This is a genomic window from Streptomyces sp. NPDC043952 (genome assembly GCF_056435325.1).
In genome coordinates this window covers 73,877-88,546 of sequence record NZ_JBWKES010000012.1, presented here as the reverse complement: position 1 = coordinate 88,546, position 14,670 = coordinate 73,877, and the positions used below count along the sequence as shown (strand labels likewise).

General features: G+C 72.7%; 10 protein-coding genes and 1 riboswitch. Of the genes, 8 read left to right on the top strand and 2 right to left on the bottom strand.

What is annotated here, in order from left to right; translation table 11 throughout:
- The first annotated feature begins 98 nt into the window (after positions 1 to 98).
- Positions 99 to 1,217 (top strand): CobW family GTP-binding protein, encoded by a 1,119-nt coding sequence (locus tag AC069R_RS16530; RefSeq protein ID WP_478767494.1) that lies wholly within the window; start codon positions 99 to 101, stop codon positions 1,215 to 1,217.
- Here the strand turns inward: AC069R_RS16530 and AC069R_RS16525 are convergent.
- A complete protein-coding gene (locus AC069R_RS16525) occupies positions 1,214 to 3,673 on the bottom strand; it encodes a DNA gyrase/topoisomerase IV subunit A (RefSeq protein WP_478767493.1) in 2,460 nt (819 codons plus the stop codon). The genes AC069R_RS16530 and AC069R_RS16525 overlap by 4 nt on opposite strands.
- Positions 3,674 to 3,991: 318 nt before the next feature.
- On the opposite strand from AC069R_RS16525, the gene AC069R_RS16520 reads away from it, so the two are divergent.
- The 4 genes from AC069R_RS16520 to AC069R_RS16505 all read left to right on the top strand — a co-directional run bounded on the left by AC069R_RS16520 (position 3,992) and on the right by AC069R_RS16505 (position 8,852).
- Entirely contained in the window at positions 3,992 to 5,386 is a 1,395-nt protein-coding gene (locus AC069R_RS16520; RefSeq protein ID WP_478767492.1) for a M16 family metallopeptidase, read from the top strand.
- A 17-nt stretch (positions 5,387 to 5,403) separates the two neighbouring features.
- Entirely contained in the window at positions 5,404 to 6,774 is a 1,371-nt protein-coding gene (locus AC069R_RS16515; protein ID WP_478767575.1) for a M16 family metallopeptidase, read from the top strand.
- 277 nt (positions 6,775 to 7,051) lie between these two features.
- Positions 7,052 to 7,212: riboswitch (cyclic di-AMP (ydaO/yuaA leader) on the top strand.
- Between the two features lie 13 nt (positions 7,213 to 7,225).
- The gene (locus tag AC069R_RS16510) at positions 7,226 to 7,969 is read left to right on the top strand and encodes a M23 family metallopeptidase (protein WP_478767491.1); all 744 of its coding nucleotides are present in this window, start codon (positions 7,226 to 7,228) and stop codon (positions 7,967 to 7,969) included.
- Positions 7,970 to 8,165: 196 nt separating this feature from the next.
- Complete coding sequence (locus AC069R_RS16505; RefSeq protein ID WP_478767490.1) at positions 8,166 to 8,852, top strand: GntR family transcriptional regulator; 687 nt, start codon at positions 8,166 to 8,168, stop codon at positions 8,850 to 8,852.
- 303 nt (positions 8,853 to 9,155) lie between these two features.
- Here the strand turns inward: AC069R_RS16505 and AC069R_RS16500 are convergent, their stop codons facing one another.
- The gene (locus tag AC069R_RS16500) at positions 9,156 to 9,437 is read right to left on the bottom strand and encodes an HPr family phosphocarrier protein (RefSeq protein ID WP_037654141.1); all 282 of its coding nucleotides are present in this window, start codon (positions 9,435 to 9,437) and stop codon (positions 9,156 to 9,158) included.
- 145 nt (positions 9,438 to 9,582) lie between these two features.
- Here AC069R_RS16500 and AC069R_RS16495 point away from each other — a divergent pair, with 145 nt between their 5' ends.
- The 3 genes from AC069R_RS16495 to AC069R_RS16485 all read left to right on the top strand — a co-directional run bounded on the left by AC069R_RS16495 (position 9,583) and on the right by AC069R_RS16485 (position 14,618).
- Entirely contained in the window at positions 9,583 to 12,531 is a 2,949-nt protein-coding gene (locus AC069R_RS16495) for a bifunctional acetate--CoA ligase family protein/GNAT family N-acetyltransferase (RefSeq protein ID WP_478767489.1), read from the top strand.
- A 300-nt stretch (positions 12,532 to 12,831) separates the two neighbouring features.
- On the top strand, positions 12,832 to 13,428 hold the full coding sequence (locus AC069R_RS16490; protein WP_397983609.1) for a DUF5998 family protein: 597 nt from the start codon (positions 12,832 to 12,834) through the stop codon (positions 13,426 to 13,428).
- Positions 13,428 to 14,618 carry an alkaline phosphatase family protein gene (locus tag AC069R_RS16485; protein WP_478767488.1) on the top strand — a complete coding sequence of 397 codons (1,191 nt, stop codon included), beginning with the start codon at positions 13,428 to 13,430 and terminating at the stop codon, positions 14,616 to 14,618. The genes AC069R_RS16490 and AC069R_RS16485 overlap by 1 nt, the downstream gene beginning before the upstream one ends.
- Positions 14,619 to 14,670 lie beyond the last annotated feature (52 nt).

Here is a 14,670-nt window from a genome sequence, read left to right as displayed (position 1 = left end):
CAGCCCGCGGCCCCGCTGCCCCCGCTGTCGGCTCCCTTGCGCCCCCCACGGCCCTTTTATCCTGGTCCACAGCCCGTTCGCAGGAGAAAGGTCGCCCCTTGGGGAACAGCTTGGTGCACAGCACGGACGGCAGCCGTCGTCCCCAGCCGCAGATCCCGGTCGTCGTCCTCGCCGGATTCCTCGGGTCGGGGAAGACCACGCTCCTCAACCACCTGCTGCACCGCAGCGCGGGCAGCAGGATCGGGGCGATCGTCAATGACTTCGGCGCCATAGAGATCGACGCGCTGGCCGTCGCGGGGGCCCTTGGCGACTCCACCGTCTCCCTCGGCAACGGCTGCCTGTGCTGCGCCGTGGACGCCAGTGAACTCGACGTCTACCTGGCCAAGCTCGCCGCGCCCGAGACCGGTGTCGACGTGATCGTCATCGAGGCCAGCGGACTCGCCGAACCGCGGGAACTGGTGCGGATGGTGCTGGCCAGCGAGCACCCCGGCATCGTCTACGGCGGCCTCGTCGAGGTCGTGGACGCCGCCGAGTTCGACGACACACGCGCGCGGCACCCCGAGATCGACCGGCACCTCGCCCTCGCCGACCTGGTGGTTGTCAACAAGGTGGACCGGGCCGGGGACCCCGAACGGGTGCTCGCCCTGGCGGGGTCGCTGACCGACCGGGCCGCCGTCGTCCCGGCGACCTACGGGCGCGTCGACCCCGAGTTCCTCTTCGACTGCCGGCCGAGCGAGGAACGCATCGGCCAGCTGTCCTTCGACGACCTGCACGACCACGACGACGCCCACGACGCGGACGGCCTCGGCGCGGGCGGCCACGCCGGGCACCTGCACACCGGCTACGACAGCCTCTCGTTCACCTCCGACGCCCCCCTGGACCCGCGCCGCCTGATGCGGTTCCTGGACAGCCGGCCCGAGGGTCTGTACCGGATCAAGGGCCACGTCGACCTCGGGCCCAACGACACCCGCAACCGGTACACCATGCACGCCGTCGGCCGGTTCCTGCGCTTCTACCCCGAGCCCTGGGCAGCCGCCGAGCCCCGCCGCACCCAGCTGGTGCTGATCGGGTCCGGCATCGACACCGAGGCGCTCGGCAAGGAGCTGAAGGGCTGCGAGAGCGACGCCCCGCACGCCGACGAGCACGGCATGTGGGGCGTCCTGCGCTACGTACAGGGCACCGAGGACGAACCCGGCCCGGAGCCCCGCGGCGACTAGAAGACCGGCCCCGCGACCACCGACACCGTCTTCGGCAGCGAGGTGCCCGAGCCGTCCCGGCGCGGGTCCGGGTCCGGCAGTTCGGCCGGGGTGCCGTTCTTCTGCGCGGCGCGCGCCGGCACCGGGCCCGCCCAGGCCAGCGCCAGACAGTCCTCGCCCTTCAGGAACCGCTGGCAGCGCACGCCGCCGGTGGCCCGGCCCTTGCGCGGGTACTGGTCGAACGGGGTCAGCTTGGCCGTCGTCTGCACCGAGTCGTCCAGGGTGCCGCGCGAGCCGGCCACCGTGAAGACCGCCGCGTCGGCGGCCGGATCGACGGCCGTGAAGCAGATGACCTTCGCGCCCTCGGCGAGCTTGATGCCCGCCATGCCGCCCGCCGGACGGCCCTGCGGACGGACGATCGAGGACTGGAAACGCAGCAGTTGCGCGTCGTCCGTGATGAAGACCAGGTCCTCCTCGCCGGTGCGCAGCTCCACCGCGCCGACGATCCGGTCGCCCTCCTTGAGCGTGATGACCTCCAACTCGCCCTTGTTGGACGGGTAGTCCGGCACCACGCGCTTGACCACGCCCTGCTCGGTGCCGAGCGCGAGACCGGGGGAGGACTCGTCCAGCGTGGTCAGGCAGACCACCGTCTCGTCGTCCTCCAGGGAGACGAACTCCGCGAGCGGCGCGCCTCCGGAGAGGTTCGGCGCGCCCGTCGCCTCGGGCAGCTGCGGCAGGTCGACCACGTTGATCCGCAGCAGCCGGCCCGACGAGGTGACCGCGCCGATCTCACCGCGCGCCGTCGCCGGCACCGCCGAGACGATCACGTCGTGCTTGACCCGCTTGCCGCCCGCCTGGTCGGGGAACGGCTCGGCGGTCGCCGTACGCGCCAGCAGGCCCGTGGAGGACAGCAGCACCCGGCACGGGTCGTCGGCCACCTGGAGCGGCACGGTGGCCGCCGGGGCGCCGCCGGACTCCAGCAGGACGGTGCGCCGGTCGGTGCCGAACTTCTTGGCCACGGCAGCCAGTTCGGCCGAGACCAGCTTGCGCAGCTCCTGGTCGGAGTCCAGGATCCGGGTCAGCTCCGCGATCTCCGCGGTGAGCTTGTCCTTCTCCGCCTCCAACTCGATGCGGTCGTACTTGGTGAGCCGGCGCAGCGGCGTGTCGAGGATGTACTGCGTCTGCACCTCGCTCAGCGAGAAGCGCCCCATCAGGCGCTCCTTGGCCTGCGCCGAGTTGTCACTGGACCGGATCAGCCGGATGACCTCGTCGATGTCGACCAGGGCGGTCAGCAGACCCTCGACCAGGTGCAGCCGGTCGCTCTTCTTGGCGCGGCGGAACTCGCTGCGCCGGCGCACCACATTGAAGCGGTGATCGAGGTAGACCTCGAGGAGTTCCTTCAGGCCCAGGGTGAGCGGCTGGCCGTCCACCAGGGCCACGTTGTTGATGCCGAAGGACTCCTCCATCGGCGTCAGCTTGTAGAGCTGCTCCAGGATGGCCTCGGGCACGAAGCCGTTCTTGATCTCGATGACCAGACGCAGCCCGTGCTCGCGGTCGGTGAGGTCCTTGACGTCGGCGATGCCCTGGACCTTCTTCGCGTTGACCAGGTCCTTGATCTTCGCGATGACCTTCTCCGGGCCGACCGCGAACGGCAGTTCGGTGACCACCAGGCCCTTGCGGCGGGCGGTCACCGGCTCGACCGAGACCGTCGCGCGCATCTTGAAGGTGCCGCGGCCGGTCGCGTACGCGTCCCGGATGCCGTCCAGGCCGACGATCCGGCCTCCGGTGGGCAGGTCGGGGCCGGGGACGTGCTTCATCAGCGCGTCCAGGTCCGCGTTCGGGTTCCTGATCAGATGGCGGGCGGCGGCCACGACCTCGCGCAGGTTGTGCGGCGGCATGTTGGTCGCCATGCCGACCGCGATCCCCGAGGAGCCGTTGACCAGCAGGTTCGGGAAGGCGGCGGGCAGGGCGACCGGCTCCTGCTCCTGGCCGTCGTAGTTCGGCGCGAAGTCGACCGTGTCCTCGTCGATCGACTCGGTCATCAGGCTCGTGGCCTCGGCCATCCGGCACTCGGTGTACCGCATGGCGGCCGGCGGGTCGTCATTTCCCAGCGAGCCGAAGTTGCCGTGGCCGTCGACCAGCGGCAGCCGCATGGAGAAGGGCTGGGCCATGCGCACCAGGGCGTCGTAGATCGACGCGTCGCCGTGCGGGTGCAGCTTGCCCATGACCTCGCCGACGACGCGCGCGCACTTCACATAGCCGCGTTCGGGGCGCAGGCCCATCTCGTTCATCTGGTAGACGATCCGGCGGTGCACCGGCTTGAGGCCGTCACGGGCGTCCGGCAGGGCGCGCGAGTAGATGACCGAGTAGGCGTACTCGAGGTAGGAGCCACGCATCTCGTCCACGACGTCGATGTCGAGGATCTTCTCCTCGTACGAATCGTCGGGCGGCGGGGTCTTCGTGCTGCGGCGGGCCATCGCTGCCGGCTCCTCCTGATCTGATCGCTCGCCTTCGGGGCGCGCACCCTTCGGCTCGCTCGTGCTGAAGCGTCTGACAAATCTGTCGCGGACCATTGTGGACCGGGGCACTGACAACCCGGACCGGCGCCCCGGTCCGCGCGGCTCGCCCGGTGCCCCGGACGATCACCGGATCCGGGTGCGAGGCAGGCTACGCGATCCGCTGTCGGCGTACGTGCCGCGGGAACTTCACCGGGGCCCCGCACGCTTTGCATACAGTGGCAGGAACGGCAGGAAAACCGCGGTTTCACGACCGCCTCCGCTCGCGAAGGGACGTACATGCCCATGGGTCACACGACCACAGCCGAGGCAGGCTCCGGGGGCCTGACAGCGACCGAGCATCGCCTGGCCAACGGTCTGCGCGTGGTGCTCTCCGAGGACCACCTGACCCCCGTGGCGGCGGTCTGCCTCTGGTACGACGTCGGCTCCCGCCACGAGGTCAAGGGGCGCACCGGCCTGGCCCACCTTTTCGAGCACCTGATGTTCCAGGGTTCCGGGCAGGTCAAGGGCAACGGCCACTTCGAGCTGGTGCAGGGCGCCGGCGGCTCGCTCAACGGCACCACCAGCTTCGAGCGCACCAACTACTTCGAGACCATGCCCGCCCACCAGCTGGAGCTCGCGCTCTGGCTGGAGGCCGACCGCATGGGCTCGCTGCTGACCGCCCTGGACGACGAGTCCATGGAGAACCAGCGCGACGTCGTCAAAAATGAGCGCCGCCAGCGCTACGACAACGTCCCCTACGGCACCGCTTTCGAGAAGCTGACCGCCCTGTCGTACCCCGAGGGCCACCCGTACCACCACACGCCGATCGGCTCCATGGCGGACCTGGACGCGGCCACCCTGGAGGACGCCCGCCAGTTCTTCCGCACCTACTACGCGCCGAACAACGCGGTGCTCTCCGTGGTCGGCGACATCGACCCCGAGCAGACCCTCGCCTGGATCGAGAAGTACTTCGGCTCCATCCCGGCCCACGACGGCAAGCCCGCGCCCCGTGACGGCTCCCTGCCGGACGTCATCGGCGAGGAACTGCGCGAGGTCGTCGTGGAGGAGGTCCCGGCGCGCGCCCTGATGGCCGCCTACCGGCTGCCGCAGGACGGCACGCGCGCGTGCGACGCGGCCGACCTCGCCCTGACCGTCCTCGGCGGCGGCGAGTCCTCCCGGCTGTACAACCGGCTGGTGCGGCGCGACCGTACGGCCGTCGCGGCCGGCTTCGGGCTGCTGCGCCTGGCCGGCGCGCCCTCCATGGGCTGGCTGGACGTGAAGACCTCCGGCGACGTCGAGGTGCCGGTCATCGAGCGGGCCATCGACGAGGAGCTGGCCCGGTTCGCCGAGGAGGGCCCCACCGCGGAGGAGATGGAGCGCGCCCAGGCCCAGTTGGAGCGCGAATGGCTGGACCGGCTCGGCACCGTCGCGGGCCGCGCCGACGAACTGTGCCGCTACGCCGTCCTGTTCGGCGACCCGCAGCTCGCCCTGAACGCCGTGCAGCGCATCCTGGAGATCACCCCCGAGGAGGTCAGGGAGGTCGCCAAGGCCCGGCTGCGCCCCGACAACCGCGCGGTCCTGGTCTACGAGCCGAAGTCCCCGCAGGCCGTCGAGGACGCCGATCTGCCCGAGGACCCGGAGTCGGAGGCCACCGTAGAGGCCGGAAACGAGAACGAGGAGACGGCCAAGTGACCGAGCAGCTCGCCACCATGGACTTCCACCCGCAGCCGCAGGCCGGCGAGGCGAAGCCGTGGGCCTTCCCGGCCCCCGAGCGCGGCGCGCTCGACAATGGCCTGACCGTGCTGCGCTGCCACCGACCCGGCCAGCAGGTCGTCGCCGTCGAGGTGCTCCTGGACGCCCCCCTGGACGCCGAGCCGGCCGGCCTGGACGGCGTCGCCACCATCATGGCGCGCGCCTTCTCCGAGGGCACCGACAAGCACTCCGCCGAGGAGTTCGCCGCCGAGCTGGAGCGCGCGGGCGCCACCCTGGACGCGCACGCCGACCACCCCGGCGTCCGCATCAGCCTGGAGGTCCCCGCCTCGCGCCTGGCCAAGGGCCTCGGCCTGGTCGCCGACGCGCTGCGCGCCCCCGCCTTCGCCGAGAATGAAGTCGAGCGGCTGGTCCGCAACCGCCTGGACGAGATCCCGCACGAGCTGGCCAGCCCCGCCCGCCGGGCCGCCAAGGAACTCTCCAAGGAGCTGTTCCCGGCCACCGCGCGCATGTCCCGACCGCGCCAGGGCACCGAGGAGACGGTCGAGAAGATCGACGCGGCCGCCGTACGCGCCTTCTACGACCGCCATGTGCGCCCCGCCACCGCCACCGCGGTCGTGGTCGGCGACCTCACCGGCATCGATCTGGACGCCCTGCTCGGCGAGACCCTGGGCGCCTGGACCGGCACGCCGGGCGCGCCCCGCCCGGTGCCCGCCGTGACGGCCGACGACACCGGGCGTGTCGTCATCGTGGACCGGCCCGGCGCCGTCCAGACGCAGCTGCTCATCGGCCGCGTCGGCCCGGACCGGCACGACCGGGTGTGGCCCGCCCAGGTGCTCGGCACCTACTGCCTCGGCGGCACCCTCACCTCCCGCCTGGACCGGGTGCTGCGCGAGGAGAAGGGCTACACCTACGGTGTGCGCGCGTTCGGGCAGGTGCTCCGCTCCGGACCCGACGGCAACGGCGCCTCCATGCTGGCCATCAGCGGCTCCGTGGACACCCCCAACACCGGCCCGGCGCTGGACGACCTGTGGAAGGTGCTGCGCACCCTCGCGGCGGAGGGCCTGACCGACGCCGAGCGGGACGTCGCCGTGCAGAACCTCGTCGGGGTCGCGCCGCTGAAGTACGAGACCGCGGCGGCCGTCGCGGGCACGCTCGCCGACCAGGTGGAGCAGCACCTTCCCGACGACTTCCAGGCGACGCTCTACCGGCAGTTGGCCGCGACGGGCACCGTGGAGGCCACCGCGGCGGTCGTCAACGCCTTCCCGGTGGACCGCCTGGTGACGGTTCTCGTGGGCGACGCGTCCCAGATCAAGGCGCCGGTGGAGGCGCTGGGAATCGGCGCGGTCGCCGTGGTGTCGGCCGAGTAACCACCCGCGCGGGCAGCCCCCTGGGGGCGGTGCCCGGACAGCGGATCAGGCCCCGACAGGGGATGGGCCCTGACGGCGATGGGGCCCTGACGGCCTACGGGTCGTCAGGGCCCCACTTTGTTCCACTCTCTTCCCAAGATGTCCGGATTGGGGCGGAGGTTGCCCGTCTGCCCTGTGGGATGCGCTACAAAAGCCGCCTTCTGTTTGAGGATTGGCGGCCGGTCCGCTTAGCGTCGTCCGGGTTGTCCGTCGGGCAGTGCGCCGCAGCCGCGGCACCGGACAGCCATCGCCGAGTCCCCGAGGCGCGAGCCAGGGGAGCCGGGGACCCACCTGTCCCTGGGGTGAATCGGGCCCGTCCGCGCGCGAGTGCGGGGCCCGTAGGAGACCTTCCTGCTCCTAACCCGTCAGCTAACCCGGTAGGCGAGAGGGAAGGAAAGGAACAGCCACGCACATGGCGTTCGCATGCGCCACCGGGAAGCACCGCAAGCCCGGCCGGGTCAAGCGCACCACCGCCCAGGCGGCCGGTATCGCGGCCCTGACCACCACCGGTGTCATCGGCACCCTCGCCGCGTCCCCGGCGCTCGCCGCCGAGACCCCCGTCGAGCAGACCGGCCTCACCCCGGTGCTCACCGCGAGCGACGACCTCGCCGAGCACATCGACGCCCAGGCCGTCGCCCAGCAGCGGATCGCCGAGCACGAGGCGGCCGAGAAAGCCGCCGCCGTGCGCGCGAAGGAGGCCCGCGAGGCCAGGGCACGCGCCGCCCGCGAGGCCGAGCGCAAGCGGCTGAACGCCTTCGTCGCCCCGATCGCGCACTCCTACGTGTCCACCGGCTACAAGGCCAGCAGCTCCCTGTGGTCCTCCGGCTCCCACACCGGTATCGACTTCCACGCGATGACCGGCACCCCCGTGCACGCGGTCGGCGCCGGCACGGTCGTCTCCACCGGCTGGGGCGGGGCGTACGGCAACCAGATCGTGCTCCGCATGGCCGACGGCATGTACACCCAGTACGGCCATCTGTCGTCCATCGGAGTCACGGTGGGCCAGCGGATCACCGCGGGCCAGCAGATCGCCCTGTCCGGCGCGACCGGCAACGTCACCGGCCCGCATCTGCACTTCGAGGCGCGCACCGGCCCCGACTACGGCTCCGACGTCGATCCCGTCGCGTACCTGCGCGGCCACGGCGTGAACGTCTGACCGACCGCACGCACCGAAAGCCCCGCCCTCCCGGCCGGGGCTTTCGCCTTTCCCGGACGTTCTCGCCCGGCCCTGTCCAAAAAATATCCATGGATCGAGGCCCGCCGTCGGAAATTGCGGCCCGGTGGAATAGAGTCACGGAAAACACGCGTTCGTCGTCGGCGTCGTGTCGCGGGCATTAAGGCGGAGGTCTGTCATGCGTATTCCGGCGCAATCGGTGTGCACGGCGATCCGGGACGATATCATCGCCGGCGCCCTCGAACGCGGGAGCCGGCTCACCGAGGAGGTGCTCGCCCGCCGCTACGGCGTCTCGCGCGTCCCCGTGCGCGAGGCCCTGCGCACCCTGGAGGCGGAGGGCTTCGTGGTGACGCGCCGGCACGCGGGCGCCTGCGTGGCCGAGCCGACCGAGCAGGAGGCCGCCGACCTGCTGGAGATGCGGCTGCTCCTGGAGCCGCTCGGCGCCGCGCGGGCCGCCCGGCGCCGCAGCGAGGCCCATCTGAAGGTGCTGCGCGGCCTGGTCCGGCTGGGCCAGGAGCGTGCCAGGAGGGGCGGCAGCGAGGATCTGCGCGCCCTGGACGGCTGGTTCCACGAGACGCTGGCCCAGTCCTGCGGCAGCCCCTCGCTGACCTCGGCACTCGTCCAGCTGCGCCACAAGATCGCCTGGATGTACACGGTGGACGCGCCGCCGGACGCGGCCGGCACCTGGGCCGAGCACGGCGCGATCGTGGACGCGGTGGCGCGCGGCGACAGTGAGCGCGCCCGCGCGGTGACCGCGCTGCACACCGAGCGGGCGACGGCGGCGCACCGGCTGCGGCTGTCCGGGGCCGCGGCGCGTGCGCGGGCTTCGCAACATGCCGTAAACATGTCCGGCGCGCGGAATTAACATCGGTGCCGTATACAAAGTGGAGGGAATATCCGGCGGGCGTGTATTTCCGGGTGCCGTGAATTAGGGGAGGCGGTCCATGGGGAATTCTCGCCATGGCCGATACGGCGGCGCTCGGAAAACGCGGAAGCCGCGCCACCCGCTGGAGGATGACGCGACTTCCCGAATCCGGCCCGACTTCCCGGCCCCGGACAGAGCCCGTATAGAGCCCGGACTTCCCGGCCCCGGCCACGGCCCGTCCCGGCCACGGCCCGTCCCGGCCCCGGCCCGTCCCGGCCTCGGTCACGGCCCGTCCCGGACGGCTCACACCGTCTCGGGCAGCTCCTCCAGGCCCTCGGCGACCAGCTTGGCCAGCCGGTCCAGGGCGGCGTCCGCGCCCTCGGCGTCGGAGGCGAGCACGATCTCCTCGCCGCCCTGGGCGCCCAGGCCCAGAACGCCCAGCATGGAGGCCGCGTTGACCGGGGTGCCGCCGGCCTTGCAGATCGTCACCGGGATGCCTGCGGCCGTGGCGGCCCGGACGAAGATGGAGGCGGGGCGGGCGTGAAGACCCTCGGCCCAGCCGACGTTGACGCGGCGCTCAGCCATGTGTTGCTGCCCTTCACTGTTCAGGGTTGTCTAGACCAGTGTTCCATATCGCGAGGCGTGCCAGAAGAGGGGCTGCGCACCCCCTCCGCCGTGCTCCACAGACTGCCCCGCGCCGTTGTCGGACGCGAGCCGTACGCTGGGCCCCATGCGAACCTCGGCGGAACCGCAGGGCCGGCAGGGCCGGTACGAGTACCCGGCGCACTGGGAGGCGGACGTGGTGCTGCGGGACGGAGGCACCGCCCGCATCCGGCCCATCACCGTCGACGACGCCGACCGCCTGGTCCACTTCTACGAGCAGGTCTCGGACGAGTCCAAGTACTACCGCTTCTTCGCCCCTTACCCCCGGCTGTCCGCCAAGGACGTCCACCGCTTCACGCACCACGACTTCGTGGACCGGGTGGGCCTCGCGGCCACCGTGGGCGGTGAGTTCATCGCGACGGTGCGCTACGACCGCATAGGGGCAGGCGGCGCGCCCGCGTCCGGTCCCGCCGACGAGGCCGAGGTCGCCTTCCTGGTGCAGGACGCCCACCAGGGCCGGGGGGTCGCCTCCGCCCTCCTCGAACACATCGCGGCCGTCGCCCGCGAGCGGGGCATCCGCCGCTTCGCCGCCGAGGTGCTGCCCGCCAACACCAAGATGATCAAGGTGTTCACGGACGCCGGGTACACCCAGAAGCGCAGCTTCGAGGACGGCGTCGTACGCCTGGAGCTGGACCTCGAACCCACCGACCGCGCCCTCGCCGTGCAGCACGCGCGCGAGCAGCGGGCCGAGGCGCGCTCGGTGCAGCGGCTGCTCGCGCCCGGCTCCGTCGCGGTCATCGGCGTCGGCCGCGCGCCCGGCGGGGTCGGCCGCGGCGTCCTGGCCAACATCCGCGACGCCGGGTACGCGGGCCGGCTGTACGCCGTGAACAAGGCGTTCCCCGCGGACCTCGCCGAGGTCGACGGGGTGGCCGCCTACCGCTGTGTGCGGGACGTCGACGCCCCGGTGGACCTCGCCGTCGTCGCCGTACCGGCCGAGTACGTGCCCGCGGTGGTCGCCGAGTGCGGGGAACACGGCGTCCAGGGGATCGTCGTGCTCAGCGCCGGGTACGCCGAGAGCGGTCCCGAGGGCAAGGAGCGGCAGCGGGCGCTCGTGCAGCAGGCGCGCGCGTACGGCATGCGGATCATCGGGCCCAACGCGTTCGGCGTCATCAACACCGCACCGGACGTACGGCTGAACGCCTCCCTCGCCCCCGAGATGCCGCGCCCCGGCCGCATCGGCATGTTCGCCCAGTCCGGCGCCATCGGCATCGCCCTGCTGTCCCGGCTGCACCGGCGCGGCGGCGGCGTCACCGGGGTCACCGGCGTCTCCACGTTCGTCTCCGCGGGCAACCGGGCGGACGTGTCCGGCAACGACGTCCTCCAGTACTGGTACGAGGACCCGGACACCGACGTCGTCCTCATGTACCTGGAGAGCATCGGCAACCCGCGCAAGTTCACCCGGCTCGCCCGGCGGACGGCGGCGGCGAAGCCGCTGGTCGTGGTGCAGGGGACGGGCACCGCACCGCAGGGCCACGCGGTGCGCGCCACGCGGCTGCCGCACGCGACCGTCTCCGCGCTGCTGAGGCAGGCCGGGGTCATCCGGGTGGACACCATCACGGAGCTGGTCGACGCCGGGCTGCTGCTCGCCCGGCAGCCGCTGCCCGCCGGGCCCAGGGTGGCGATCCTCGGGAACTCCGAGTCCCTTGGCGTGCTGACGTACGACCGGTGCATCGCGGAGGGGCTGCACCCGTCGCGGCCGCTCGACCTGACGACCGGGGCGACGCCGGAAGACTTCCACCGGGCACTGAGCGCGGCGCTCGCCGACGAGACGAACGACTCCGTCGTGGTGACGGCGATACCCGCGATCGGGGAGGCGTCGCCGGGGGACGCGGAGCTGGCGGAGGCGCTGCGCTCGGCCGCCGCCGGGGTGCCGGGGAAGCCGGTGCTGGTGGTGCATGTGGAGCTGGGCGGGCTGGCGGAGGCGTTGTCGGCGGCAGCGAGTACGGCACCACAGGCCGCTGACAGGGCACTCGGCACCGAAGGCACCGAGGTCACCGCCGGCACCGAGGTCACCGCGGGCACCGCGGGCACCGAGGGCGAGGAGAAGCCGCCCACCGCAGGAGCGGAAAAGCCGCCCGCCACGGGATCAGCGGACACCACCCCGCGCCGCACGCCCAGCACACCCCCCACACCCCCGACGCCCCCCGAAGGCACCCGCCTCATCCCCGCCTACCCCGCCGCCGAACGCGCCGTACGCGCGCTCGCCGAGGCGGTCCGGTACGGGCAGTGGCGGCGGGAGGCGGCCGAGCCCGGACGGGTGCCGGAGTACGAGGACATCGACGAGAAGGGCGCCGCGCGGCTGATCGGGGAGCTGCTGGAGCGCGGCGAGGGGCTCACCATCTCGGACGCGCAGACCTGCGAACTGCTCGCGAAGTACGGCATCCGGGTGCGCCGCGCGCTTCCCGCGCCCACCCCCGACGCCGCCGCCGAGGCCGCCCGTACCCTCGGCTACCCCGTGGCCCTGAAGGCGACCGCCCCCCACCTGCGGCACCGCGCCGACCTGGGCGGCGTCCGCCTGGACCTGGCGGACGAGGAGCAACTTCGGCGGGCGTACGCGGAGTTGACCGAGCTGTTCGGCAAGCCGGAGGAGATCCGGCCGGTGGTGCAGGGGATGGCGCCCCGAGGCGTCGACACCGTCGTACGCGCCGTGATCGACCCGGCGGCCGGGGCCGTGCTGTCCTTCGGGCTCGCCGGCGCGGCCTCCCAGCTGCTGGACGACACGGCGCACCGGCTGATCCCGGTCACCGACCGGGAGGCGACCTCGCTGGTGCGCGCGATCCGCACCGCGCCCCTGCTGTTCGGCTGGCGCGGCTCCACCCCCGTGGACACCCCCGCTCTGGAGGAGCTGCTGCTGCGGGTCTCCCGCCTGGTCGACGACCACCCCGAGGTGGTCGCCGTCACCCTGGAACCGGTCGTCGTGGCCCCGCACGGCGCGAGCGTCCTGGGCGCGACCGTACGGCTCGCACCCCCGCCCGCCCGCGACGACCACGGCCCGCGCACCATGCCGGCCTACTGAGCGCGCTCCCATGCGGATCGCCGGCCACCGACTCCCCGAGGCCAGCTGACGGGACGCCCCCACCCCCGACGAGACCGCCTGCCTGATCCGGTCCCTCGGGCAGGCGCCCCCCGTGCTCGTCGCGTTCGAGGCGGACGCCGGTGGAATCGAACCCGTGTCCTGTCTGGCCGCCACCGAGCGGGTGGAGATCCGGCACGGGCCGCGTCCCGAGAAGCGGGAAGGCACCTGACCGGGAGACACTCCGGCCCCCCTCCCACCGCACGCCCCGTTGGCCCGGAGTGCCCCCGTCCACGCACTAGGATGGACGCCATGGCCAAGACCAGTACGACGACCCAGGGGCTGCGAGCGGCGATCGAGCGCAGCGGCTACTACCCGGCCCTCGTGGCCGAGGCGGTGGAGGCCGCCGTGGGCGGCGAGCCCATCCGGTCGTACCTGGTCCACCAGGAGACCACGTTCGACCAGAACGAGGTGCGCCGCCATGTGACCGTCCTGGTCCTCACCGCCAACCGCTTCATCGTCAGCCACACCGACGAGCAGGCCGCCGACGGCACCTCCCCGACGCCGTACGCCACCACCTCCACCGAGTCCGTGAAGCTCGGCCGGATCTCCTCCGTCGTGCTCAGCCGGGTGGTCGCCAATCCCGAGCAGTACACACCGGGCACCCTGCCCCGCGAGGTCGTGCTGACCATCGGCTGGGGCGCGGTCAGCCGGATCGACCTGGAGCCCGCCGCCTGCGGCGACCCCAACTGCGACGCCGACCACGGCTACACAGGCAACTCCACGGCGGACGACCTCAGCCTGCGCGTCAGCGAGGCCGGCGACGGCCCCGAGACGGTGCGCGAGGCGCTCGCCTTCGCGCAGGCCCTTTCCGAGGCGACCGCGGACCTCGACCGCTGATGTCCCAGCTCTCCGCCTGGGACCACCCGGAACCCCTCGCCCTGTCCGGCGCACCGCTGCCCGAGTACGGCACCGGCTCCCTCGCCGACCTGCTCCCCACCCTCGCCGCGGGCATGGGCGTCCCCGGCACCACCGCCGCGATCACGGAGCTGGCCCCGGTCGACCGGGCCTGCGTCTTCCTGGTCGACGGCCTCGGCTGGGAGCAGTTGCGCGCCCACCCCGACGAGGCGCCCTTCCTCACCTCGCTGCTCGGCAGCTCGCGCGGCGGCACCGGCCGGCCGCTCACCGCCGGCTACCCAGCGACCACCGCGACCTCCCTCGCTTCCGTCGGCACCGGCCTGCCCCCCGGCGCCCACGGCCTGCCCGGCTACACCGTCCGCGACCCGGCCACCGGCGCGCTGATGAACCAGCTCCGCTGGCAGCCGTACACCGATCCGGGCCGCTGGCAGCCGTACCCCACCGTCTTCCAGCTGGCCCACGCCGCCGGGGTGCACGCGGCCCAGGTCTCCTCGCCGACGTTTCAGCACACGCCGCTCACCAAGGTCGCGCTCAGCGGCGGCACCTTCCACGGCAGGCTGTCCGGCGAGGAGCGGATGGATCTCGCGGCCGCGCAACTGGCCGCCGGGGACCGCTCGCTGGTGTACACGTACTACGCCGAACTGGACGGCGCGGGCCACCGCTACGGCGTCGCCTCCGACACCTGGCGCGGCCAGCTGATGTACGTCGACCGGCTCGCCCAGCGCCTCGCCGAGCAGCTGCCCCCGCGCAGCGCGCTCTACGTGACCGCCGACCACGGCATGATCGACGTGCCGTTCGACGAGGAGCACCGCTTCGACTTCGACACGGACTGGGAACTGAGCGCCGGGGTCGCCCTGCTGGGCGGCGAGGGCCGGGCCCGCCATGTGTACGCGGTGCCGGGCGCCCAGAGCGACGTGCTGACCTGCTGGCGCGAGGTGCTCGGCGAGCAGTTCTGGGTGGCCTCGCGCGACGAGGCGATCGAGGCCGGCTGGTTCGGGCCGCATGTGGACGAGCGGGTGTACGACCGGCTCGGCGATGTGATCGCGGCCGCGTGCGACGACGTCCTGATCATCGCCTCCGAGCGGGAGCCCAAGGAGTCCGCGCTGGTGGGCAACCACGGTTCGATGACGCCCGTGGAGCAGTTGGTCCCGCTGCTCGAAGTACGCTCCTGACCCGCCGCCCTCCCCGCCTCATCCGCCCCCCTCACCGAAAGGTGCTCAACTC